Below are 23521 nucleotides of genomic sequence, written 5' to 3' on the forward strand. Positions count from 1 at the left end.
CGCTTTAGCGCCACTGGAGCGCGGCAGACCCGAGCGGGGAACGCCGGCCGGGCTGTGGGACCGTGCGCCCGCTGTACGCGAACGGTGTCGCCGGTTCGGTGAGCGGGCCGAAGTCGGTCTCGGCGGTCGACAGCGCGGCGAACGGCGTGCGCCCGGGCCGGGGCAGGTCGAGTACGTCCTCCCGTGCAAGCAGCCCGAGCTCCTGCACCCAGTGGCAGACCCCGGCCAAGGTCACGCGGATCCGCCAGGAGCCGCCCTCGGTCGCACGCCGGCGCAGGACCGTTGCCACGGCGGCGGCCCCGAGGTAGGCGGCGAGGTAGTCGTTGAGCAGGTACGTCGGCGGCAGCGACGGCCGGTCGGTCCACTCCTCGACGGCGAATCCGGTCGCCGAGCAGGCGAGTTGGTCGAACCCGCCGCGTTCGCCCCAGGGTCCTTCGGCGCCCCAGGCGTGGTATTCGAGGGTGATGAGTCCGGGGCGGCGCCGGACGAGTTCCTCGGCCTGTGCCCCGTGCCGGGCCAGTCCCCGGTAGGCGTGCACGAAGACGTCCGCGTCCTGGAGCGCATCCTGGAAGGCCGCACGGTCGTGATCGTCGCGCAGGTCGCAGTAGGCATTGCGCTTGCCGCCACCGGTCATCGCGATCATCGGGATCGGGTCGGGGCGGTCGGGACGCGACAAGTGCAGCACGTCGGCGCCGAACTGGGCGAGGAGCCGCGCCCCGACGGGACCCGCGATGACATGGGTGAGATCGAGCACCCGTACGCCCGCGAGCGCCTCATCGTCCTCACCGATCGGCTCCAGCGGCCGGACCGGTCCGTCACCGACGCGTTCGATCTCGACGACCGGACGCCGGGCCACGTACCGCCCGGCGGGGTGCGCGAGCCACTCGTCGCGGGTGCGCACGGCGCAGGCGACGCCACCCCGCGCGCAGATGGCCTCCTCCAGCGCGAAGGCGTCCCAGTCGGCCGTGGCCTGCGCGATCCCCACCTTGTCGAGCCCGCACCCGAGCACGGAGCAGACCGCGTCCCGCAGATGCGGATAGGTGGTGATGAGGAAGATCCACCGGCCGTCGCGCGCCCGGTAGAAGTCGTTGTTGCCGAGCAGCGTCGGATCGTCGAGGAGAGCGCCGATCGGGCGCCCCGAGAGCGTCGTGTGATACGTGGCCATGAGCTGGTCGATCGCGGCCCCGGCCTGCACCTCCACCCTCTGGTGCCGGTGACCGCGCTGTTCGCCGACCGCCGCCGTCTGCCGCCCGAAGACACCGATCGCGGCGGACATGGCATCGGCGAGGCGGTGCACCGAGGGCACCAGGGGATCGGCTCCGACGACGGTGATGTCCTCGGCTCCCCGGGCCGGATCAGGGTCGCCGAGGGTGTGCAGCAGCCGGGAGACGATCTCGCCGGTGGGCGTCGGCGGTGTCGGCTCGGTCGTGGTCAGCGTGTGCGAAGTCATGCCGGGATGCTCGTTCCCAGCGCTGCGCGAGCGCCTGGACTCACGGATATCCGTGAATCGATGCGGATGTCACATCCGCCTCTCCTGGATGTGCGCGAGCAGCCGGGCCGCCGCCCGGTCCAGGCGCAGCCGCTCCGAGCGGCCGCGACGCCGGTGCGTCAGAACGAGGGCGCCCGTGACGACGGGGCCGTCCGTGACGGGGATCGCGAGCGCGCTGACCTCGGGATCGGCCAGACCCTCGCTGCGGCTGACGCGCGACGCGCGGATCGCCGGAAGAGCGCGGCGGAACTCCGCGACCGCCTCGGGGTCATGGCGGGCGAGCTCGTCGAGCAGGCCGTGGCGCTCCGCCTCGTCGGTGAAGGCCAGCAGCAGCCGGCCTGCGGCGGTGCGCAGCAGCGGCCGGGCCATGTGCTCGTCGGCAAGCGGCAGGAGGCGGGGGATCTCGTCCTCGCCGCCGCGCGCGAGGTGCACGGCGTCGAGCCCCACCCGCACCGTGAGCAGCACCGGGGTACCCGCGACGCGGCTCAGTTCGTTGAGCTCGGCCTGACTGATCTGCGGGACGACCCGGCCCGCGATGAGGTTGAGGACATGCGGGGCGGGTCCGAGCCTGAAGCGCCCGTGCCGTTCCAGCAGAAAGCCGGTCGCGGCAAGGCCGCCCACCAGGTCCTGCACCGAGCTCGCCGGCGCCCCGACCGTCCGCGCCAACTCGGCCACGGTCACCCCGCCCGGCTCCCGCGCGGCGGCCTCCAGGATCCACGCGACCCGGTCCACCGTACGGTGACGCCGCCGCCGGCCGTGCTCGCTCATCCCGCCCCACCTGCTCCTTACCTGGTCCTTCTTGTACGCCGCCGGCCATCAGCGCCGACACGGCCCGTCGATTCATTCCGATCGAGGGCCTACTCGGGTGCTCAGGTTGAGGGCCTACTCAGCGGCTCAGGGCGGCGGTTTTGATCTCGCGCTGGGCGAAGACGTGCTCACGGCGGTCCGCCATCTGCCGCAACGCGTCCTTGCGGTCCCGCTTGGAGAGCCGGTCGAGGTACGTGTGGCCGAGGAGGTGGTCGGTCTCGTGCTGCAGGCACCGGGCGAAATAGCCCGTCCCTTCGACGACGACGGGGTTGCCGTCCTTGTCGAACCCGCGGACGACGGCACGATCGGTACGGGGGACCGCCATGGTGGCGCCGGGCACGGACAGACAGCCCTCGCTGTCGTCGATGAGCCGGCGGCTGCCCGGATCGGGCAGGTCCAGAACCGGGTTGATGACGTGGCCGACATGCCGGATCCCGTAGTCGTCCGGGCAGTCGTACACGAACAGGCGTAGGTCGACACCCACCTGATTCGCGGCCAGTCCGGCGCCGTCGGCCACGTGCATCGTCAGGAACATGTCGTCGATCAACGCCGACAATTCCGGAGTGCCGAACTCGGTCACCTCCTGGCAGGGACGGTGCAGGATCTCCTCGCCCACGACCGTGATCCGGCGTACCGAACCCCGTGCCGAACCCCGTGCCGAACCCCGTGCCGGCTCCGTCATTGCTGTCTCCCCCTCTTGTTGATCTCGCCAAGTCTTCTCGCTTGCCAAGATCTTTGCAAAGTAGCAGACTTTGCAAAGTGACTGAAGATGACCTCAACTCCGGGCTGCACGGGACATGGGACAACGGCGGTGGCCTGCGCGAGCACGAGGTCCGTACGGCGCTGCTGGACCTGTTGGCGGAAGTCGGCACCGTCACGGCGACCGAAGCCGCCGACCGGCTGGGCTACAGCTCCGGGCTGTGCTCGTTTCACCTCCGGCAGCTCGCGCGCCACGGACACATCGAGGAAGCCCCTCACCACGGGGGTCGCGCGCGGCCCTGGCGCCTGAGGCAGCGCGGCTCCTCTGCGAGTGCCCCCGCAGGGGATCAATTCGGTGACCTGGCCCGGGGGCTGGAGGACGAGAGCTGGCAGCGATGGCTCGCCGGGCGGGATCAGGCGCCGGCCGAATGGCGCCACGACGAGGCCTTCAGTGCCATCGCCTACCTGACGCCCGAAGAGATGAGCCGGGTCGCGGACGTCATCCGTCGGGCGCTCGCCCCCTACCAGGACCGCGAACAACGCCCCCTGGCACGGCCCGACGGCGCCCGGCCGGTGGCCCTCATCACCCGGCTGTTCCCTTTGCTTCCCAGCGCGACGGAAGAGGGGGACCAGGACTGATCAGTCCAGGAGGCCGTCGAGGTCGCGGAGCAGGCGCACCTTGGACCGGGCGCCGACGAGGGACGTCACGGGCTCGCCCGCGCGGAAGAGCATGAGGGTCGGCATGGACAGGACCCCGTAGGCGGCCTGCGTCTGCGGGTTGGCGTCCACATCGAGTGCGACGATCTTGAGTCGTCCGGCTTCCTGCACGGCGAGATCGGCGAGTACGGGGGCGATCATGCGGCAGGGCGGGCACCAGTCGGCGGTGAACTCGACGAGGACGGGGAGCTGCTCGTCGAGGACTTCGGCGGCGAAAGTGGCGTCGGTGACGGCCGTGACGGCTGTGGAGGTGGTTGCGACCTTGACTGCGGCTGCGGCCGTGGAGGCGTTCATGGTGTGTCAGGGGTCCCTTCGAGAGGTGGCTCTTCCGGTGTGTCCGGTGTCCGGTGTTCCCGGTGTTTCCGGCCCGGTGAAGGCGCAGAGCGGCGGCGGGCCGCCGGGGGCGTCGGCCGCCGCCTCCAGCTCGGCGCGGGCGAGCTGGGCGCCCACCTCGGCGCGGATCCGTTGCAGGTGATCGATGCAGTCGTCCAGCTCCGCGAGCTTGCGGCGGTAGACGTCGAGGGAGGCGGGGCAGGAGTCCCCGGCCGGGTGGCCGGCCCGCAGGCAGTCGACGAACGGGCGGGTCTCCTCCAGCCCGAAGCCGAAGTCCTGCAGCGTGCGGATCTGCTGGAGCAGTCGCAAGTCGCCGTCGTCGTAGGTGCGGTAGCCGTTGCCGCTGCGGCGGGCGGGCAGGAGCCCTAGCTCCTCGTAGTGCCGCAGGGTGCGGGTGGTGGTGCCCGCCTGCTGTGCCAGTTCCCCGATGCGCATGGCGACGACCGTAAACCTTCACGTGGGCGTCAAGGCCAGTGCGGAGAGCGCGGAGAGCCCGGAGAGCCCGGAGAGCCCGGAAATCCGGTGACCGTGCGGAACGCCCTCGTTAGGGTGCGGTCATGATCGATGCCCCGTACGACGACGCCGGGCTGCTGCCCGCCACCCGCCGCGCTCTCCTCCACCGCCTCGCCACCGGTCAGTCCCAGGGGCGCGCGCCCTCCATGGTGGGGGCGGTGATGCGGGAGGGACGCCTGGTGTGGAGCTCCGGCCGCGGTGAACTGCCCGGAGGGGCGGCTGCGGAGGACGTCCAGTACCGCATCGGTTCGATCACCAAGACGTTCGTCGCCGTGCTGGTGATGCGGCTGCGCGACGAGGGGCTGCTGAAGCTGGAGGACAGGCTCGGCGCGTACATCGACACCCCTGCGGGCGGCGACGCGACCGTCGCCCAGCTCCTGTCGCACACCTCGGGGCTCGCGGCGGAGGCGCGCGGGCCGTGGTGGGAGCGCACGGACGGCTCGCTGCGCCCCGGCCTCGACGACCTCTTCGGTGACCGCCCCCAGCTCCACACCCCGGGGCGGCTGCACCACTACTCCAACCCCGGATACGCGCTGCTCGGCGCCCTGGTCGAGCGGATCCGCGGGGAGAACTGGTACGAGGTGCTGCGCCGCGAGGTGCTCGCACCGCTCGGCATGGACCGTACGACTCTCGCGCCCGTCGCGCCCCACGCGGACGGCTGGGCCGTGCACCCTTGGGCGGACGTCCTCCTTCCGGAGCCCGCGGCGGACACCGGGCGGATGGCACCCGCCGGCCAGCTCTGGTCCACGACGGCCGATCTGTGCCGCTTCGCGGCGTTCCTGACGGACGGGGACGAGCGGGTGCTGCCCGCGGCGACGCTTGCCGAGATGCGGGTGCCGGAGGGCGGTCCGCAGGGGCAAGGGAAGTCCGGCTACGGGCTCGGCCTGCAGGTGATGCAGCGGGACGGCCGGACGCTCGCGGGCCACATGGGCACCATGCCGGGCTTCGTGGCGATGCTGCTGACGAGCCCGGAGGACGGGATCGGGGGAGTCGTCCTGGCCAACCGCACCTCCTGCTTCGAGGTCGCGGACGTCGCGGCGGACCTGCTGGCGACGGTCGCCGACCTCGAACCGCGGATCCCCGCGCCCTGGCGCCCCCTCGCCGGGGTGAAGAACGAACACCTGGAGCTGACCGGCTCCTGGTACTGGGGTGCGGCCCCCTTCACCCTGCGGCTGCGCGACGGCGGGGCCCTGGAGCTGTCGCCGCTGGGCTCGGGCGGGCGCGGCTCGCGCTTCCGCCCGGAGCAGGACGGCACCTGGACGGGGCTCGACGACTACTACGCGGGGGAGACGCTGACCGCCGTCCGGACGGCGGAGGGCACGGTGAGCCACCTCGACATCGGCACGTTCGTCTTCACCCGTGAGCCGTACGAGGCGGGCGGTGCGGTGCCGGGCGGCGTGGACGCGGCCGGCTGGCGGGCCGAGGAAGGCATTGAAGGGAAGTAATCGGATTGTCCGTCCGGCTCTGTGGACGACGGTCGGCGCAGGACCGGGTGCGGACGTAGGGTCAGGGAGAGATTGGCGGGCGCCGGGAGACGGCGCGACACCCGGAAGGCACTGGCACCGTGACTGCGAACACCGCACCGGACCTGCTCGACCTCGCGCCGCTGGGCGCCGGACAGTTCGCGCGCATCGAGGACAAGATCGCGTCCCTGATGCGCACGCGCGAGACCGTCGTCACGATGCAGGGCGAGGCGCTGCTGCCGCTGGAGGCCGCGATCCGCTCGGCCGTCCGGCCCGGCAGCACCGCGCTCAACATCATCACCGGCCCGTACGGCGAGACGTTCGGCGGCTGGCTGCGCTCCTGCGGTGCCGAGGTGGTCACCGTCTCCGCGCCGTTCAGCGGCGCCGTCGGGGCCGATCAGGTCGCCGAGGCCCTGCGGGCGAATCCCGCGATCGACTTCGTCAGCCTGGTCCACGCCGAAGCGGCCACGGGCAACACCAACCCCGTGGCCGAGATCGGCGAGGTCGTGCGTGCGCACGGTGCGCTGCTGATGCTGGACGCGGTCGCGTCCGTCGCCGCCGAGCCGCTCCTCACCGACGAGTGGGGCGTCGACCTGTGCGTCATCGGCGGGCAGAAGGCGATGGCCGGTCCCGCCGGCGTCTCCGTCGTCTCGGTCAGCGCCCGTGCCTGGGAGCGCATCGCCGCCAACGAGCAGGCGCCGCGCCGTTCGTACCTCTCCCTGCTGGACTGGAAGGAGCGCTGGATCGACGGCGGCCGCACGGCGCTCCCCCACGCCCCCGCCCAGCTGGAGATGCTGGCCCTGGAGCAGGCCGTCGACCGCATCGAGGAGGACGGCCTGGAGGCCGTCATGGCCCGCCACCGCGCTGCCGCTGCCGCCACGCGCGCAGGGGCCCGGGCCCTGGGCGGCGGCCTGTCCCCGTACGTCGTCCGCGACGAGGACGCGGCCCCCGTCGCGACCACCCTGCGCGCCCCCGGCGGCAAGGACGCCCGCGATGTGGTGGCGGCCGCCCTGGCCGCCGATGCCTCGGTGCCCGTGCAGGCTGCGGCGGGTCCGCTCGCCAAGGAGATGATCCGCGTCAACCACTACGGCCTCGATGCGGACCGCGAAGTCGTCCTGGCCTCGCTCTCGGCGCTCGGCGAGGGGCTGCGCGCACTCGGCCTGCCGGTTGCGGACGAGGCGGATGCTCTGGAGGCGGCGGGCAAGGCGTGGGATGCGGTGATCCCGGGCTGACCCCCGGCTCTTAGGCGTGCCCCAGGGCCGCCGCCGGTGCTGTACGCACCGGCGGCGGCCCTTTTTCTTGCGCTCCTTACCTCGCGCCCCTTCCTCGCGCTCCTTCCTCCGTCTTTTCCTCCCCCCTTATTTGGATTTGCACCGATATGGCGTGTCGCGCCCCTCGTTCACAGGCCCGGATAAAATCGGAACCGGCAACCCGTTTCGATTCCTGGCCCCCGGAGGCGTACCCGCATGGCAGAGCGCAGACTCTCTTCGCTGCCTTCGCAGGCCTCCGCATCCTTGCGCTCGGACGCCCGGCGCAACCGTGCGCTGGTTCTCCAGGCAGCCCGATCCGCCTTTGAGGAAGCCGGGTTGGGGGCGCCGCTCGGTGAGATCGCGCGCCGCGCAGGCGTCGGTACGGGCACGGTCTACCGTCATTTCCCTTCCAAGGAAGCCCTGTTCAGGGCGGCGGTCAGCGACAGGATCGTGCTTTTCACGGACACTGCACGGGAGTTGGCGCATGCCGATGACCCCGGCGCGGTCTTCTATCGCTACCTTTCGGCGGTCATACGCCTGACCGTGCGGAACAAGGCGCTGTGCGAGGCCCTGGAGGGTCGTTTCGAGGCCTCTCCCGGCGTCGAGGAGGCGTTCCGGGAAGCCCTCGCCGTTCTGCTGCAGCGGGCCCAACAGGCCGACGCCGTACGGAAGGACGTGACCATCGACGACCTGATGGCCCTGCTCATGGGCTGTCTGTCGATGGAGCAGCGGCGCGGCCCGGGCGTGGCGCAGGGGAGGATGACGGCCCTGGCGTGCGACAGTCTCCGTCCGGGCCGCCGCGTAACGAAACTGCCCGCGAATCCGCCCGCCGGGCGTAACGAAACGCAGTGCGGGGTGTGCGGAGGCGTGGTGGCTCCCGCGCGTACGGGCCGACCGGCCCGGTACTGCGGCGCGGCCTGTCGGCAGAAGGCGCACCGGGAGCGGGCCAGGGCACGCGCGTAGGCCCCCGGCCCCTCAGGGCGGCCGGGGGTCTGTGGGTCTGTGGGCCTGGGGGCCTGTGGATCAGAGCCGGCGCTGTTACGAAACGGGAGCCAGCGACTCCACGGCCGTGACGAGCGGGGCCAGCTCCTCGCGCTTGGAGGCCTCCCGGAGGGCCTCGCGCAGCGCGGTGTCGTTCGTCGGCCGGGCCTCTGCGAGGAGGGCGAGGCCCGCCTCCGTGACGTCGGTGTAGATGCCCCGGCGGTCGGTGAGGCAGAGGTAGCGGGTCAGCAGGCCCCGGTCCTCCAGGCGGTTGACCAGGCGCGTCGTCGCGCTCTGGCTGAGCACGACGGCCTCGGCGACCTCGTTCATGCGCAGGTGGCCGCCCTCGCCGTTGTGCTGCCGGCTGAGCACGTCGAGCACGGAGAACTCGCGCACGCTCAGGCCGTGCGCCGCCTGCAGCGCCCGCTCGATGTGCGCCTCGATCCGGCCGTGCAGGGCGGACAGCGCGCACCAGCCCTGTGCCAGGCCGAGCAGAGCGGGGTCCGGGGTGCGGGACATGAGGCGCCTCCTTCTGACCGCACATGCGTGTCGTCACGGACCAGGATAGCCGTGCATCGCAATAGCCCGCGCTTGCAAGTATCCGCGTATGCAATTATTGTCTACGCCGGTAAGGGTCGATTGCAATGATGCCTGGCGGACTCCTCCCGCCCCTGATCCCTCTCCCCCTCCCCTCCGTGAAGGACCCCTCGTCATGCCTCTCGCACTGCTGGCGCTCGCCATCGGCGCCTTCGGTATCGGCACCACCGAATTCGTCACCTCGGGGCTGCTCCCGGAGGTCGCGGACGAGTTCGGCGTCTCCATCCCGACCGCCGGCTACCTGACGACCGGCTACGCGCTCGGCGTCGTGATCGGCGCCCCGATCCTGGCCGTCCTCGGCAGCCGGGTGCCGCGCAAGAAGATGCTCATGGCCCTGATGGGCCTGTTCGTCGCCGGCAACGCGATCTCGGCGGCCGCCCCCGTCTTCGGGGTGATGCTGGCCGGGCGGATCGTCGCCTCGTTCGCACACGGCGCGTTCTTCGGCATCGGCGCGATCGTGGCCGCCGGCCTGGTCGCCCCGCAGAAGAAGGCGGCCGCGCTCGCGATGATGTTCACGGGGCTGACGGTGGCCAACGTGGTGGGCGTGCCGATGGGCACGATGGTCGGCCAGAGCGCCGGCTGGCGCGTCACGTTCTTCCTCATCGCCGGCCTCGGCGTGCTCGCCGTCCTCGGCATCGCCGCGCTCGTACCGCAGCAGCCCCGCCCCGAGCAGACCCGGATCAGCGGCGAGCTGGCCGCCTTCCGCAACCCCCAGGTCCTGCTCGCCATGGCGATGACGGTCCTCGGATTCGGCGGCGTCTTCACCATGACCACCTACTTCACGCCGATGATGACCGACGCCGCGGGCTTCGCGTCCTCCTCCGTCACCTGGCTGCTCGTCCTCTTCGGCCTGGGCATGGTGGTGGGCAACCTCATCGGCGGCCGCTTCGCCGACCGCGCGCTGATGCCCATGCTGCTCACGGCCCTCGGAGGCCTCGCGATCGCCCTCGCCCTGCTGCCGGTCGCCACGCACGACAAGATCGCCACGGCGGTCGTCGTCCCGCTGATCGGAGCGCTGGGCTTCGCGACCGTCCCGCCGCTGCAGAAGCGCGTCCTCGACCAGACCGCGGACGCCCCCACCCTCGCCTCCGCCGTCAACATCGGCGCCTTCAACCTGGGCAATGCGATAGCGGCCTGGCTCGGCGGCCTCGTGATCTCCGCCGGCTTCGGCTACACGGCGCCCAACTGGGTCGGCGCGGCGATGGCCGCCTCCGCCCTCGCCCTGGCCCTCGTCTCGGCAGCACTGGAGCGGCGTACGGGCGCCCAGGGCGCAGCGGGTGCGCCGAGCGCGCGGGACGGGCGCATCGTGGCGCAGCCGGAGCGCGTCACGACGTAAGGCGTCACGACGTAAGGCGTCACCAAGCACGGCGTCACCAAGCACGGCGTCACCAAGGGCGTCATCACCCCAAGCCCTGCCTCATCAAGCACAGCACCACAACGCACATCCAGGAGCACCCCCCCCATGAGCACCACTGCCACTCCCGCCACCAGCGCCACCCCCGTCCTCCCGCTCACCACGGACGACGCCGACGCGCTCGTGGCCGCCGCCCGCCGTGCCGCGGACGAGCAGGGCGTACGGGTCGCCGTCACCGTCCTCGACGCGGGCGGCCACCTGCTGGCCTTCCGCCGGGACGACCGGGCGGTGCTGATCGCGGGGGAGACCAGCACGCGCAAGGCGTTCACCGCGCTGCAGCTGGACGCACCGACCGCCGACCTGGTCGACGCCGTCCAGCCCGGCGGCCTCTTCCACACCCTGCCGACCGCCCTCGACCGCCCGCTGCTCTTCATCGCCGGAGGCGTCCCGCTCCACCGCGACGGCAGGCTCGTCGGCGCGATCGGTGTGGGCGGCGGGGCGCCGGAGCAGGACCACGGCATCGCCCTGACCGCGATCGAGGCCGTCCTGGGCGGCTGACTCCGCGGACCCGCATACTCTCGGGCAGCGTGAGCAGACTGCATTTGTTTGATATGGACGGGACCCTGATGCACGGGTCCGCGGCGGCGATCGAGATATCCCGGCAGCTCGGGGTCGAGCGGGAGATCGCCGAGCTGGAACGGGCATTCGCGGCCCGCGAACTTCAGCCGCCGCGCTTCGCCGAACTCGCCTGCGCGCTGTGGCGGGAACTCACCGAGGAACAGATCGCCGCGGCTTTCGACGGCGCCCCCTGGATGGCCGGAATACGTGAGGTCTGGGCGGAGATCCGCGCCCGCGGCGAGCGCTGCGCCGTGATCTCACTCTCCCCGGGTTTCTTTGTGGAACGCCTGCTGACCTGGGGTGCCGACGCCGCCCATGGATCGCGCTGGCCCGCGGTGCCCTTCCGGGATCCGGTGGACCCGGCGGGCATCCTCGACGCCGGGTCGAAGGTGCGGATCGCGGACGAGCTGTGCGCGGAATTCGGCCTGACTCGTGCCGACTGCGTGGCCTACGGGGACTCGATGTCGGACGCACTGCTCTTCTCCGTGGTCCCGGTCTCCGTGGCGGTGAACGCCGATCACCACGTACGGGATATCGCCGTGCACTCCTATGCGGGCCGCGACCTCAGGGAGGCGTACGAACTCGTCGGCTCCGCTCGTTAGCCGGTAGTTCGCAGCCGATTCCGTAACAGTGAAGTCCGCACGTGGAAAGAGAGGTTGTATCGCTCGCGATGCCCGGTATGGTCAACGCCCGTTGGCTGGGGGCTGCTTGACCCACCGGTGTGGGTGAATCGGCTCAGCCTAGCCTCAACCGGGTCCCCGTCACCGGGACTTCCCGTGATTTGCGCGAGGCGGCGCAGAAGGTGGCATGCTGCGCAGCCTGGAACAGCGATCCATGAGCAGAGCGGGGAATTGCGAACACTTTCCGGCTTGAACGGAAGTGCGAGGACGGACCGAGAGATGTTCGAGGCGAGACGATGAAGGACGCTCCGACCAGGTCGGCCGACGGCGGCGCGCACGGCAGAGGGAGTGACCGGGGCTGGTTCACCCCGACGCAGCCACCGGACGGAGACAGGGCCCGCGGCGGGCACGACAGGCCACCGGAGGGCGGCACGGAGGCGGAGGCCGTACGGCAGGCACCCCGGCCGGGCAAGTGGGTGGCGGTGCGGTCGGCGGAGCAGCCGAAGCCCCGGACGCAGCCTCAGCCACCACCCCGGCCGCACGGGTACGAAGAGCCGCATGGGTACGAAGAGCCGCACGGACGCGAACAATCACGCGGGTACGAACAACCACGCGGGTACGAACAGCCGCACGCGTACGAACACCAGCGCCCGGCCGAACCGCCGCCCGACAGGGGATTCCGCCCCGCGTGGGAGCCCGCGCCCACCCCGGTCCCCCCTCCCTCGCCCCCTTCCCCTCTCCCTCCCCCCGCCCCCACCCCTCCGGCCCCCGCCGCCCCCGCGCCCGCAGCGGCGCAGTCGCCCGACACGCTGCTGATCCGCCGCACCATGGCCGAGATCGAGCCCGTGGCCGACAAGGCGACCTCGTACTTCTACGCGCTGCTGTTCATACAGCACCCCGGTCTGCGCGCCCTCTTCCCCGTGGCCATGGACACCCAGCGCGACCGGCTCTTCCGGGCGCTGCTGACCGCCGCCCAGCACGCGGACGACTCCGCCGCACTCACCTCCTACCTCTCCCGCCTGGGCCGCGGGCACCGGAAGTACGGCACCCTGCCCGAGCACTACCCCGCGGTCGGCGAGTGCCTGATCGCCGCCCTCAGCCGCTATGCGCCGGCCTGCTGGAACGAGGCCACCGAGGCCGCCTGGGTCCGGGTCTACACGGCGATCTCCCAGATCATGATCGACGCCGCCGCCGAGGACGAACGGCAGTCGCCCGCCTGGTGGCAGGCCGAGATCGTCGGCCACGAGCTGCGCACCCCGGACGTCGCCGTCGTGACCGTACGGCCCGACCAGCCCTACCCCTTCGTCGCAGGCCAGTACACCAACCTGGAAACCCCCTGGTGGCCGCGTGTGTGGCGGCCCTACTCCTTCTCCGCCGCGCCCCGCCCGGACGGGCTGCTCTCCTTCCACGTCAAAGCCGTGCCCGCCGGCTGGGTGTCAGGAGCACTCGTCCACCGCGCCCGCCCGGGCGATGTCCTCCGGCTCGGTCCCCCCACCGGTTCCATGATTGTGGACCACAGCACTGACAACGGCCTGTTGTGCCTGGGCGGCGGTACCGGCATCGCGCCGATCAAGGCGCTGGTCGAGGATGTCGCCGAGCACGGCCGGTGCCGCCCGGTCGAGGTCTTCTACGGTGCGCGCCACGCCGACGACCTCTACGACATCGACACCATGCTGCAGCTGCAGCGGGCGCACAACTGGCTCTCGGTCCGGCCGGTCGTCTCCGACGGCCCCACCCGCGGCCTGAGCGGGCAACTGCCCACCATCGTCCGCCAGTACGGCCCCTGGCCCGCGTACGACGCCTACCTCTCCGGGCCGCCCGGAATGATCCGCAGCAGCGTGGACACCTTGAAGGGCATCGGCATCCCGTCCCACCGCATACGGCACGACGCGATCGACGGCCTCATGGCGACCATGCCGGGCTGATCCGGGCTGATCCGGGCGGTCGCCCGGCGCGTCACCCCAGGTCGTCCGCCAGCAGCGCTCGTACGCCCTCGATGTTCGCGTCGAGGTAGGCGCGCAGCGACGGGGGCACCAGCTCCACCGAGGCGATCCCCTCCCGCGTGAACGGGATCCGCACCACCTCGTACGTCCCGCGCGGCTCGTCCACCTCGGGGCCGTGGCGCTGCGAGAGGTCCATGGAGGCGAGCCGGCAGACGAAGAAGTGCTGCACCTTCACGCCGTGGGCGGCGTGGTGGAGCGAGTGGGAGACGGTGTCGACGAAGGCGGGGACGACGTCGACGACCTTGGCGCCGAGCTCCTCGTCGACCTCGCGGTGGAGCGCGGCGACCACCGTGCTGTCCTCCGGCTCCATGCCGCCGCCGGGGGTGATCCAGTACGGCGCCTCGCCGGGCTTGGTGCGCTTGATCAGGACCATCTCGAAGGCGGCGTGGGGGCCGGGGTCGCCCCCGCTGTCGAGCAGGATGGCGCGAGCGGTGCGCTTGACCACTGGACGTTCGGTCATAGGGGACATCTGCCGCGTGGGGCGGTCGGTGAAACCCCTGGCGGCACCCCTTTCTCTCTCCTTTCTCTCTCCTTTCTCACCAGGAAACAGCGGCGCGCAGGAGCCACTCGTGTGCCCGTGCGAGGTGCGGGTGGGCCAGCGTTCCGGTCCGTACGACGAGGAAATAGGTGCGCAGCGGGGGCACGGGCGGATCGAGGAGGGCCACGATCTCGCCGGTGTCGAGGGCGTCCGCGCACAGGTAGCGGGGGAGCACGCCGAGCCCGGCGCCCGCGATGACGCAGGAGAGGACGGCGCGCAGGTCGGGGGCGATGACGTTGCCGGAGGCGACGGGCTCGGTCTCGAAGACGGCGGCCCAGTAGCGCGTGACGAGCGGCAGGGTCTCGTGGACTTCGACCACCGGCAGGTGTTCCAGGGCCCGGACGCCCTTGTCGCGCACGACGGCCGGGCCGCCCAGGCGCGCCGCCCAGCGCGGCGCCGCGACGAGTACGTGCTCCTCGTCGCAGAGCGGAGTGGCGGTCAGCAGCCGGCCGCGCGGGCGCGAGGTGGTGATGGCGAGGTCGTGGTGGCCGGCGGCCAGGCTTTCGAAGAGCTCCTCCGCGGTGCCGTGGGCGGCGCGCACGGCCAGGCCCTGGGCGATGAGGGGAGCGAGGGCGGGCAGCGCGCGCAGGTCGGTGAACTCCGGGGGACCGGCGAGGTGGAGGGTCCGGTTCCGGGACCCTTCCTCGTCCATGCCCGCTTCGGTGATCTCCAGCAGGGCGTCGACGTGGGGTGCGATCTTGTGGGCGAGTTCCTCGCCGGTGGTGGTGGGGCGCACCCCGCGGGCCAGGCGGAGGAAGAGAGGGCGGCCCAACTGCGTCTCCAGCGTGCGGATCTGGCTGGTGACGGCTGGCTGGGAGAGGCCGAGCAGGGCCGCGGCCCGGGTGAAGGACCCGGCCCGGTGCACCGTGACGAACGTGCGCAACAGGGCCAGATCCATGCCGTCTCCCCTGACTCGGTGCCTCCCGGTCGTAGGGGAACTATAAATAAGTCGATAGGGCTGTGTCGCCGGTGTGATTGGACACTGACGCAGAGTCAACTAGCCTGGACCGGGTGGTCATTCGTGCGTGGTTCGCGCGTCCGACCACGACGGCTCGAGTCAAGAGGGGGGAGACTCGAGCCGTCTCTACGGGCGGGCTGCGTCGTCCCTACGAGCAGGCCGCGTCGTCCAGCGCCGCGAGGACGTCCGCGATGAGATCCTCCGTGTCCTCGACGCCCACCGAGAAGCGGATGAACCCCTCCGGCACGGCGTCGCCTCCCCACCGCCCGCGCCGTTCGGCCGTCGACCGTACGCCGCCGAAGCTGGTCGCTTCGTCGACGATGCGCAGGGCGGTCAGGAAGCGCTCGGCGTACGCGCGGTCCGGCAGCACGAAGGAGACCACGCACCCGAAGCGCCCGCCGCGCATCTGCTGCAGGGCGAGGTCATGGGCGGGGTCGGAGGGCAGCCCGGGGTGGCGCAGCCCGGTCACTTCGGGCCGGTCGGACAGGGCCTCGGCGAGCGCGAGCGCGGTGGCCGCCTGCCGGTCCACGCGCAGCTGCAGCGTCGCCAGGGAACGGTGGGCCAGCCAGGCCTCCATGGGGCCGGGGATCGCGCCGGCGACCTTGCGCCAGTTCCGCACGGCCGCCGTGAGCCGCGGGTCGCGTGCGGCCACGTAACCCAGGAGGAGATCGCCGTGGCCGGTGAGGGCCTTGGTGCCGCTGGCCACGGAGAAGTCGGCGCCCAGCTCCAGGGGGCGCTGGCCGAGCGGTGTGGCGAGGGTGTTGTCGACGGCGACGAGCGCGCCGCGGCGGTGGGCGGCGTCGGCGAGCCGGCGGATGTCGCACACGTCGAGGCCGGGGTTGGAGGGCGATTCGATCCACAGCAGGCGGGCGCCCTCCAGCGCCGCGAGCTGGGCGTCCCCGGCGGTCGGAGCGGTGCGCACGGCGATGCCGAACGCCTCCAGGCGCTCGCGCAGCGCGGGCAGCAGCTGATAGCCGTCCGAGGGCAGCACCGCGGTGTCGCCGGGCCGCAACTGCGAGAGGAACACGGCGGAGATCGCGGCCATCCCGGAGGGGAACGTGACGGCCTCCGCCTCCGCTTCCGTCCCCGCGCCCGCCTCCGCGCCCGGGCCGCCGGGTGCCTCCAGGGCGGCGATCGCCGTCTCCAGGGCGGCCCAGGTGGGGTTGGCCTCGCGGCCGTAGGTGTACGGGCCGGAGACCTCGCCCGGCAGGTGGTAGTGGGCGGCGAAGGCCGGGCCGGGGAGCGCGGGCTCGTTCGCCCGCGGTTCCGGCAGGCCCGCCCGTACAGCCCGCGTGCCGTCGCCTGTCATGCGCAGTACCCCTCCTTGAGTCCTCGCCGTCTAGGCATTCGCGTCTCGGTCTTCCGTGTCCCCGTCCTCGGCGTCTCAGTCCTTGTCGTCAGGAAGGATCATGTGCATCGCCCAGGCCACGACCGAGATGATCACGCCGCCGATCAGGGCGTTCCAGAAGCCGTCGACGTGGAAGGCGAGCCCCAGCTCCTTCGCGAGGAACGACGTCAGCAACAGCATCAACGCGTTGATCACGAGCGTGATGAGGCCGAGGGTGAGGATGAACAACGGGAAGGACAGCAGCTTCACCACCGGCTTGACGATGAAGTTGACCACGCCGAAGACGAGCGCGACGAGGATCAGCGTGAGCACCTTGCGCACCGTGTTCTCACCGGAGAGCGTGATGCCCTTGAGCAGCCAGATGGCGACCGCCAGGGCCGCCGCGTTGGCGATCGTCTTGACTACGAAATTCTTCATGGTGAGATCGTTGCAGACGCAGCATGTGGACGGACCACGACCGAGGAGCGGCAAGGGGTGGACGGTAGATGAAGGCCTTCCGGCTGGATGAGCTGGAGGGGGAGCGCCTTGCGAACGACGGCGCCTACCTGCAGTTCCTGCGCGAGCGGAACATGTCGGTCGGGCTGTACGCGCTCGACGCCGGGCAGATGGACCCGCAGACCCCGCACGCCCAGGACGAGGTCTACGTGGTGATGAGCGGCCGTGCGTCGATCACCGTGGGGGAGGAGACGACGCAGGTGGGCCGGGGGAGCGTGGTCTACGTACCGGCCGGTGTGACCCACCGCTTCCACCACATCAGCGAGCCTCTGAGGGTTCTGGTGGTCTTCTCTCCCCCTGAGAGCTGAGGGCCGGCCCCGGAAACCCGTAGGGGGACGCTCAGGGGTCGACGAGGGCTCCACGGGCCCCGCCGGACCCCCTGCCCGTCCTAGCATCGAAAGCAAGGCCGGAGCACCCGCGCTCCGGTACCACGAAGCGGAAAGCAGGGACGAACGACATGGCTGAGAAGGGGATTTTCGCAGGACTCCCGTGGTGGGTGAAGTGGATCGCCGTGCCGGTCCTCGTCCTCGTGGTGTTCGGCAGTCTGATCATGAGCGTGCTCGGCTTCGTCATCTCACTGGTCTTCAAGGCCCTGCTGCTGGTCGCGCTCATCGCCGGGCTGATCTTCGTCGTCAAGAAGTTCACGTCGTCGTCCTCGTCGTCGAAGGGCGACTGGTAGCCCGAGCAGCCCGCCCGGCCGGTCGCCGCCGGGACCGGTGTTGACGGCTCTGGCAATTTCTCTGCCCTGAATCCCCCGGAACGACTCCGCCCCGTAGTCGAGTCGCTACGCTCCAGAGTCATAGAGCTCGTAAGCTCAGTCTCGATCTCTATCGGTAGCTGAAGAATCACTCCTGGTGACCTATGGATGCCGTCGAGCGGTGGTGTTCATGGGGCGCGAGGAGCCAATCCCGGGCCAAAACGACGAATACGGGGCATTGGGCGATGCGTGAAACAGTTCAGGCAGAAGTGATCATGACCTTCCTCGTCTCCGAGGAGCTGTCCTTCCGGATCCCGGTGGGACTGGACTACGACAGCAGCGATCCCTACGCGGTGAAGTTCACCTTTCATCTTCCCGGCGACGCGCCTGTGACCTGGGCCTTCGCAAGGGAGCTGCTGCTCGACGGGCTCAGTCAGCCCTCCGGCGAGGGCGATGTGCACATCGCCCCCGCCTCCGCCGAGCACCTCTCGGACGTCTTCATCCGGCTGCAAGTGGGCTCCGAAGGGGCCCTGTTCCGGGCCGGCGCGGCGCCCCTCGTGGCCTTCCTCGACCGGACCGACCGCATCGCCCCGCTCGGCGAGGAGCGCTCGGTCGCCGACTTCGACTACGACCTCGCCGCGGCGCTCGACAACATCCTCGCCGGCAACACCGAGGGGCAGAACGCCGGTTAGCGGCCCGGCATGCCTTCGCCGGCCACGCCCTCGTCCCGGACCGGCACCCGCTCAGTGCGCGGGGGCGCGCCCTTCGGCGCCGTCCCGGCCCCCAGCGCTCCTGAGCTGCCCTTTTCCCCGGAGTCTCCCTTCCCACCGGCGCCCGCGGCGCCCGGGAAGCCGGCTCCGTTCCCGCCCGGCCCGTCCGCCGCGCCTGCCGTACCCGCCGTACCCGGCGTACCCGGTGTACCCATGGCGGAGAGCAGCTGCCGCGCCAGGCCCAGACCCGTGCCACCCATCGTCAGGGCCTTCGCAAACATCTCGGACATCCCGTCCGCCCCGTTGAGCAGCACCATGTGGTCAACGTTTCCGAAGGCTTCAGCCCCAGCACGTACGATCTCGGGCCACTTTTCGGCCAGTTGTTGCGCGACCACCGCCTCCTGGTTCTCCGCCAGGGCCGCCGCCCGTGCCTTGATCGCCTCCGCCTCCGCCAGGCCCTGCGCCTTGGCGGCCTCGGCCGTCGCCAGGCCCTTCGCCCGCGCGGCCTGCGCCTCCGCCTCACCGGTCGCCCGGGTCGCTTCGGCCGCAGCGGCGCCGCGCGCCTTGGTGGCCTCCGCCTCGGCGCCGGCGGCGGCCTTCACCCGAGTCGCCTCGGCAGCCGCCGCCAGCTCCGTCTCCCGGGCCTTCGCCTGGGCCGCGGAGATACGGGCATCGCGCTCCGCCTCGGCCAGGGTGCGCTTCTCGTACGCCGCCGCGTCCGCGGGCTTGCGCACATCCGCCTGGAGCTGCTGCTCCCGCCGGTGCGCCGCCAGCTCCGCCACCCGCGTCTCCTGGACCACGACCTCCTGCTGGGCCGCCGCCTCCGCCAGCGGGCCGGCCTGCCGCGCCTTCGCCGCCGCGCTGTCCCGCTCGGCCTGATAGCCGGCCTGCAGGATCTCGGAGTCACGGTGCGCCTGCGACATCCGGGCCGCGGCCTGCTGCTCCGCCTCGGTCGCCAGCCGGTCGGCCTCGGCCTGGGCGATCCGGGCGTCCCGCTGCACTGCCGCGGCGTGTGGCGCGGACAGGTTCTTGATGTAGCCCGTGGGGTCCTGGATCTCGTGGATCTGCAGGGAGTCGATGATCAGACCGAGCTTCTCCATCTCCGTGCCCGAGGCGGCCCGGGTCTCCCCCGTCAGCCGCTCGCGGTCACGGATCATGTCCTCCACGGTGAGCCCGCCGACGATCGAGCGCAGATGGCCCGCGAAGACGTTGTGCACGCGGTCGCCCATGACCTTCTGCTGGTCCAGGAAGCGGCGCGCGGCGTTCGCGATCGACACGAAGTCGTCGCCCACCTTGAATATCACCACGCCGTGGACCTTGAGCGGGATGCCCTGCTTGGTCACGCAATCCACATGGAGATCGGCCTCGTTGAGGTCGAGCGACAGCTTCCGGACCACCTGGACCCCGGGCAGCACGAGGGTCCCCCGCCCCGTGACGATCCGGAAGCCCATGCCCTCTTCCAGGCCCTCGGTCCGGTGCTTGGAACCGGAGATGACCAGCGCCTCATTGGGCTCGGCCACCCGCCACATCAGTTTGAACAGCCCGACCATGATGGCCACTGCGACGAGGACGATCCCCGCCACGACGCCGATGAGCATGCGTCCAGCCCCCCTTTTTCAGGCCCCACAACGGGGCCCCTCAAACCCCTTCTGCCCCGGCTGTATCGCCCGTAAGCAGGCGTCATCACCCGTAAGCAGCCGTCACGTACACCGTCCGCGGCGGCTGGTACTCCATGATCACCACCACCGTCCCGCGCTCGATCCGCTCGCCCGGCTCCGCCGCGTAGGCCAGGAAGGCCTCGGCCCCGCCCCGGACGCGCACCATCACCTCCCCGACCAGGCCCGGCCCGACCGTGCCCGTGACCCTGCCCTGTTTTCCGATCACCGGCAGCTCCCCCCTCGTGCGCTCACTTGGCCCGGCGGCGACGGCCACCCTTCGCCCGGGCACGCCCTCCGGCCCGCGACCCGAGCCCCGGACCGCCACCCGGCCTCGTACTCGCATTGTGCCGGTCGGCACTGACAACGAGGGCCGCCAGTGCGGTCGTCACGGGCACGGATGCCACCAACCCGATGCTGCCGACGAGTGTCCGTACGATCTCCTCGGCCACGATCTCGCTGGTCGCGACCGTTCCCACCCCGCTGTCGGCGATGGAGAACAGCAGCAGCAGGGGCAGCGAGGCACCCGCGTAGGCCAGCACCAGGGTGTTCACGACCGACGCGATGTGGTCCCGCCCGATGCGCATCGCCGCCCCGTAGAGCTTCCGCCAACTCGCGCTCGGGTCGGCGTCCTTCAGCTCCCACACGGCCGACGTCTGCGTCACCGTGACGTCGTCGAGCACGCCGAGCGAGCCGATGATGATGCCCGCGAGCAGCAGCCCGCGGATCTCGATCTCCGGGTAGAGGCTGTGCACGAGCCCGGTCTGGTCGTCGGTGTTGCCCGTCAGATGGGCCCAATTGGTGAAGATCGTTCCGAGCAGGCCGATGAGCAGCAGCGAGGTGAGTGTTCCGATGACCGCCACGGATGTGCGCGCGGTCAGGCCGTGGCACATGTAGAGCGCGATCAGCATGATCGCGCTGCCGCCGATGACGGCCACCACCAGCGGATCGGAGCCCTGGAGGATGGCGGGGAGGATGAAGAGGGTCAGCACCCCGAAACTGATCACCAGCGCGATCAGCGCGAAGACCCCGCGCAGCCGGCCGACGACCACGACGGCCAGCGCGAACACCGCGGCCAGTATCGCCATCGGCAGCGTCCGGTCCACGTCGCTGACCGAGTACTGCAGGTTCTTCGGGGCCTTGGGGGCGTACGCGAGGACGACCTCCTGGCCGACCGTGTAGTGGCGGGAGGCGCTCGGCTGGACGAGCTCGGTGAACGTCCGGCCCTTGTCCGGGCCCGAGGTGACCTCGATCTCCGACTTCTCGCAGGGGCCCTTCGGCTTGGCGGGCCCACCGGCTCCGTCCGGCCCGCCCTGCTGTCCGGGCGGCTGCTGCTGCGGCTGGGCGCCGGCCTTCGTGCAGTCGACCTCCTCGATCTTCACCACCCGGCCCGACTCCGTCTTCTGGTCGAGGCCGAGCCCGGAGTGCTCGTGCGGGGGCGCACCGCCGGGCCACAGCACGACCAGGCCGGTGAGCACCGCTGCGGCGAAGGGGATGAGGACCGCGGCGATCACCTTGCGCAGGTGCGCGGAGACGGGCGAGGCGGGGCCGTGGCTATGGCTGTGCCCATGGCTGTGTCCATGGCCATGGCCATGACCGGAGCCATGACCGGGGTCGGGGCCATGGCCGGGGCCGGGGACGGGGCTATGGCCATGACTGTGGCCGTGGGCTGGGGAATGCTGGTCCGTGGGGGTCACGCCCCGCATCATCGCAAGCCCCCCTGGCCCTTCGGTCGGGAGAGGCGCTAGCGTGGTGGCACCTTTGCAATCGCGGGAGCTCGGAGCACCGGGCTGAGAGGGCGCTGACCTCCGTACGGAGATTCGTACGGATGACCGCTGCGTCGACCGCCGAACCTGTTACCGGGTAATGCCGGCGTAGGGAGTTCTGGTCTCATGACCTCGCAGGATGCACGCACGTCCGAAACCGGCCGGGAGATCGGCTGGCACAAGGACTACGTGACCGGCTCGCGTCCGGACCTTCGGGTGCCGGTTCGGCGGGTCCACCTCACCAACGGGCAGGACGTGCAGCTGTACGACACCTCCGGCCCGTACACCGACCCGGCGATCGAGACGGACGTCCGGCGCGGCCTTCAGCCGCTCCGGGAGAACTGGATCATCGGCCGTGGTGACACCGAGGAGTACGCCGGGCGCCCGATGCGCCCGGAGGACGACGGCATCAAGCACACCTCGCCGCGCGGGGGGCTGAAGAACCTCGACGCGGTCTTCCCGGGCCGCCCGCGCCAGCCCCGCCGGGGCCGCGGCGGACAGGCCGTCACCCAGCTCGCGTACGCCCGCCGCGGTGAGATCACCGAGGAGATGGAGTACGTGGCCCTCCGGGAGAACGTCTCTCCCGAGACCGTCCGCGAGGAGATCGCGGCGGGCCGGGCGGTCCTCCCGGCCAATGTGAACCACCCGGAGATCGAGCCGATGATCATCGGCAAGAAGTTCCTGGTGAAGGTCAACGCCAACATCGGCAACTCCGCCGTCACCTCCTCCATCGAGGAGGAGGTGGAGAAGATGACGTGGGCCACCCGCTGGGGCGCCGACACCGTCATGGACCTCTCCACCGGCCGCAACATCCACACCACGCGCGAGTGGGTGCTGCGCAACTCCCCCGTGCCGATCGGCACCGTGCCGCTCTACCAGGCCCTGGAGAAGGTCGACGGCAAGGCCGAGGAGCTCACCTGGGAGATCTACAAGGACACGGTCATCGAGCAGGCCGAACAGGGCGTCGACTACATGACCGTGCACGCGGGCGTGCTGCTGCGCTACGTCCCGCTGACCGCCCGCCGCAAGACCGGCATCGTCTCCCGCGGTGGTTCGATCATGGCCGCGTGGTGCCTGGCCCACCACAAGGAATCGTTCCTCTACGAGAACTTCGAGGAGCTCTGCGAGATCCTCGCGGCCTACGACGTGACGTACTCGCTCGGCGACGGCCTGCGCCCCGGCTCCATCGCGGACGCCAACGACGAGGCGCAGTTCGCCGAGCTGAAGACCCTCGGCGAGCTCAACACCATCGCCAAGCGCCACAACGTCCAGACGATGATCGAGGGCCCGGGCCACGTCCCGATGCACAAGATCAAGGAGAACATCGACCTCCAGCAGGAGATCTGCGAGGAGGCGCCGTTCTACACCCTCGGCCCGCTGACGACCGACGTCGCGCCCGCGTACGACCACATCACCTCCGGCATCGGCGCCGCGATGATCGCGTGGTGGGGCACGGCGATGCTCTGCTACGTCACGCCGAAGGAGCACCTGGGCCTGCCGGACCGCGACGACGTCAAGACCGGTGTGATCACCTACAAGATCGCCGCCCATGCCGCGGACCTCGCCAAGGGGCACCCGGGGGCGCAGGAGTGGGACGACGCGCTCTCCGACGCCCGGTTCGAATTCCGCTGGGAGGACCAGTTCAACCTGGCTCTCGACCCGGAGACGGCACGGGCCTTCCACGACGAGACGCTGCCCGCCGAGCCGGCGAAGACCGCGCATTTCTGTTCGATGTGCGGGCCGAAGTTCTGCAGCATGAAGATCTCGCAGGACATCCGGCGCGAGCACGGCGGCGACCTCGCCGTCGACCCCGAGGCCGGGATGGCGGAGAAGTCGAAGGAGTTCGCGGCGGCGGGCAACCGCGTCTATCTGCCGATCGCGGACTGATCGGGGCTCGCGAGGGCTGGTCG

At 71.2% G+C, this 23521-nt stretch carries 25 protein-coding genes; 12 read left to right on the forward strand and 13 right to left on the reverse strand.

Annotated elements, in window-relative coordinates:
- Positions 1 to 4: 4 nt before the first annotated feature.
- The 3 genes from IE241_RS20920 to def all read right to left on the reverse strand — a co-directional run bounded on the left by IE241_RS20920 (position 5) and on the right by def (position 2978).
- Entirely contained in the window at positions 5 to 1450 is a 1446-nt protein-coding gene (locus IE241_RS20920) for a CoA transferase (RefSeq protein ID WP_190023323.1), read from the reverse strand.
- 69 nt (positions 1451 to 1519) lie between these two features.
- Complete coding sequence (locus IE241_RS20925; protein ID WP_190023324.1) at positions 1520 to 2257, reverse strand: helix-turn-helix domain-containing protein; 738 nt, start codon at positions 2255 to 2257, stop codon at positions 1520 to 1522.
- A gap of 118 nt (positions 2258 to 2375) precedes the next feature.
- A complete protein-coding gene (def, locus tag IE241_RS20930; RefSeq protein WP_190023325.1) occupies positions 2376 to 2978 on the reverse strand; it encodes a peptide deformylase in 603 nt (200 codons plus the stop codon).
- Positions 2979 to 3055: 77 nt separating this feature from the next.
- Here def and IE241_RS20935 point away from each other — a divergent pair, with 77 nt between their 5' ends.
- The gene (locus tag IE241_RS20935) at positions 3056 to 3634 is read left to right on the forward strand and encodes a winged helix-turn-helix domain-containing protein (RefSeq protein ID WP_190023326.1); all 579 of its coding nucleotides are present in this window, start codon (positions 3056 to 3058) and stop codon (positions 3632 to 3634) included.
- Here IE241_RS20935 and IE241_RS20940 read toward each other — a convergent pair whose 3' ends face one another.
- Positions 3635 to 4006: a thioredoxin family protein gene (locus IE241_RS20940; protein WP_190023327.1), complete on the reverse strand. Its 372-nt coding sequence runs from the start codon at positions 4004 to 4006 to the stop codon at positions 3635 to 3637. It abuts the gene before it with no gap.
- Positions 4007 to 4012: 6 nt separating this feature from the next.
- Positions 4013 to 4480: a MerR family transcriptional regulator gene (locus IE241_RS20945; RefSeq protein ID WP_190023328.1), complete on the reverse strand. Its 468-nt coding sequence runs from the start codon at positions 4478 to 4480 to the stop codon at positions 4013 to 4015.
- Positions 4481 to 4602: 122 nt separating this feature from the next.
- On the opposite strand from IE241_RS20945, the gene IE241_RS20950 reads away from it, so the two are divergent.
- The 3 genes from IE241_RS20950 (at position 4603) to IE241_RS20960 (ending at position 8234) form a co-directional block, all read left to right on the forward strand.
- Positions 4603 to 6003 carry a serine hydrolase domain-containing protein gene (locus IE241_RS20950; protein ID WP_190023329.1) on the forward strand — a complete coding sequence of 467 codons (1401 nt, stop codon included), beginning with the start codon at positions 4603 to 4605 and terminating at the stop codon, positions 6001 to 6003.
- A gap of 119 nt (positions 6004 to 6122) precedes the next feature.
- Positions 6123 to 7253 carry a pyridoxal-phosphate-dependent aminotransferase family protein gene (locus tag IE241_RS20955; protein ID WP_190023330.1) on the forward strand — a complete coding sequence of 377 codons (1131 nt, stop codon included), beginning with the start codon at positions 6123 to 6125 and terminating at the stop codon, positions 7251 to 7253.
- A 234-nt stretch (positions 7254 to 7487) separates the two neighbouring features.
- Complete coding sequence (locus IE241_RS20960; protein WP_190023331.1) at positions 7488 to 8234, forward strand: TetR/AcrR family transcriptional regulator; 747 nt, start codon at positions 7488 to 7490, stop codon at positions 8232 to 8234.
- Between the two features lie 75 nt (positions 8235 to 8309).
- Here IE241_RS20960 and IE241_RS20965 read toward each other — a convergent pair whose 3' ends face one another.
- Positions 8310 to 8771, reverse strand: a complete 462-nt coding sequence (locus tag IE241_RS20965) for a MarR family winged helix-turn-helix transcriptional regulator (RefSeq protein ID WP_190023332.1) — start codon at positions 8769 to 8771, stop codon at positions 8310 to 8312.
- Between the two features lie 193 nt (positions 8772 to 8964).
- Here IE241_RS20965 and IE241_RS20970 point away from each other — a divergent pair, with 193 nt between their 5' ends.
- The 4 genes from IE241_RS20970 to IE241_RS20985 all read left to right on the forward strand — a co-directional run bounded on the left by IE241_RS20970 (position 8965) and on the right by IE241_RS20985 (position 13366).
- On the forward strand, positions 8965 to 10185 hold the full coding sequence (locus tag IE241_RS20970) for an MFS transporter (RefSeq protein WP_190023333.1): 1221 nt from the start codon (positions 8965 to 8967) through the stop codon (positions 10183 to 10185).
- Positions 10186 to 10311: 126 nt separating this feature from the next.
- Positions 10312 to 10761 (forward strand): GlcG/HbpS family heme-binding protein, encoded by a 450-nt coding sequence (locus tag IE241_RS20975; protein ID WP_190023334.1) that lies wholly within the window; start codon positions 10312 to 10314, stop codon positions 10759 to 10761.
- A 29-nt stretch (positions 10762 to 10790) separates the two neighbouring features.
- Positions 10791 to 11423: an HAD family hydrolase gene (locus IE241_RS20980; RefSeq protein ID WP_190023335.1), complete on the forward strand. Its 633-nt coding sequence runs from the start codon at positions 10791 to 10793 to the stop codon at positions 11421 to 11423.
- 845 nt (positions 11424 to 12268) lie between these two features.
- Positions 12269 to 13366 (forward strand): globin domain-containing protein, encoded by a 1098-nt coding sequence (locus tag IE241_RS20985; protein ID WP_444545151.1) that lies wholly within the window; start codon positions 12269 to 12271, stop codon positions 13364 to 13366.
- Between the two features lie 31 nt (positions 13367 to 13397).
- Here the strand turns inward: IE241_RS20985 and IE241_RS20990 are convergent, their stop codons facing one another.
- From IE241_RS20990 to IE241_RS21005, 4 genes are all read right to left on the reverse strand, one after another.
- The gene (locus IE241_RS20990) at positions 13398 to 13904 is read right to left on the reverse strand and encodes an NUDIX hydrolase (RefSeq protein WP_190023337.1); all 507 of its coding nucleotides are present in this window, start codon (positions 13902 to 13904) and stop codon (positions 13398 to 13400) included.
- 76 nt (positions 13905 to 13980) lie between these two features.
- Positions 13981 to 14880 (reverse strand): LysR family transcriptional regulator, encoded by a 900-nt coding sequence (locus tag IE241_RS20995; RefSeq protein WP_190023338.1) that lies wholly within the window; start codon positions 14878 to 14880, stop codon positions 13981 to 13983.
- A 208-nt stretch (positions 14881 to 15088) separates the two neighbouring features.
- Positions 15089 to 16249, reverse strand: a complete 1161-nt coding sequence (locus tag IE241_RS21000) for a cystathionine gamma-lyase (protein ID WP_190023339.1) — start codon at positions 16247 to 16249, stop codon at positions 15089 to 15091.
- A gap of 75 nt (positions 16250 to 16324) precedes the next feature.
- Positions 16325 to 16705, reverse strand: a complete 381-nt coding sequence (locus IE241_RS21005; protein WP_190023340.1) for a phage holin family protein — start codon at positions 16703 to 16705, stop codon at positions 16325 to 16327.
- Between the two features lie 68 nt (positions 16706 to 16773).
- Here IE241_RS21005 and IE241_RS21010 point away from each other — a divergent pair, with 68 nt between their 5' ends.
- The 3 genes from IE241_RS21010 (at position 16774) to IE241_RS21020 (ending at position 18172) form a co-directional block, all read left to right on the forward strand.
- Positions 16774 to 17091, forward strand: coding sequence for a cupin domain-containing protein (locus tag IE241_RS21010; RefSeq protein ID WP_030366801.1), 318 nt, complete (start codon positions 16774 to 16776; stop codon positions 17089 to 17091).
- A 149-nt stretch (positions 17092 to 17240) separates the two neighbouring features.
- Positions 17241 to 17462 (forward strand): DUF5326 family protein, encoded by a 222-nt coding sequence (locus IE241_RS21015; protein ID WP_190023341.1) that lies wholly within the window; start codon positions 17241 to 17243, stop codon positions 17460 to 17462.
- 263 nt (positions 17463 to 17725) lie between these two features.
- The gene (locus tag IE241_RS21020; RefSeq protein WP_030366799.1) at positions 17726 to 18172 is read left to right on the forward strand and encodes an SsgA family sporulation/cell division regulator; all 447 of its coding nucleotides are present in this window, start codon (positions 17726 to 17728) and stop codon (positions 18170 to 18172) included.
- On the opposite strand, the gene IE241_RS21025 is transcribed toward IE241_RS21020, so the two are convergent.
- The 3 genes from IE241_RS21025 to IE241_RS21035 form a co-directional block, all read right to left on the reverse strand.
- Positions 18169 to 19788, reverse strand: coding sequence for an SPFH domain-containing protein (locus IE241_RS21025; RefSeq protein WP_190023342.1), 1620 nt, complete (start codon positions 19786 to 19788; stop codon positions 18169 to 18171). The two genes, IE241_RS21020 and IE241_RS21025, sit on opposite strands and share 4 nt — an antisense overlap.
- Before the next feature lie 85 nt (positions 19789 to 19873).
- A complete protein-coding gene (locus tag IE241_RS21030) occupies positions 19874 to 20074 on the reverse strand; it encodes an NfeD C-terminal domain-containing protein (RefSeq protein ID WP_190023343.1) in 201 nt (66 codons plus the stop codon).
- A 22-nt stretch (positions 20075 to 20096) separates the two neighbouring features.
- Positions 20097 to 21554 carry a YibE/F family protein gene (locus IE241_RS21035; RefSeq protein ID WP_190023344.1) on the reverse strand — a complete coding sequence of 486 codons (1458 nt, stop codon included), beginning with the start codon at positions 21552 to 21554 and terminating at the stop codon, positions 20097 to 20099.
- Between the two features lie 183 nt (positions 21555 to 21737).
- Here IE241_RS21035 and thiC point away from each other — a divergent pair, with 183 nt between their 5' ends.
- A complete protein-coding gene (thiC, locus tag IE241_RS21040) occupies positions 21738 to 23498 on the forward strand; it encodes a phosphomethylpyrimidine synthase ThiC (protein WP_030366795.1) in 1761 nt (586 codons plus the stop codon).
- Positions 23499 to 23521 lie beyond the last annotated feature (23 nt).

The sequence above is a fragment of the Streptomyces hiroshimensis genome (genome assembly GCF_014650335.1).
In the GTDB taxonomy this organism is placed as follows: domain Bacteria; phylum Actinomycetota; class Actinomycetes; order Streptomycetales; family Streptomycetaceae; genus Streptomyces; species Streptomyces hiroshimensis.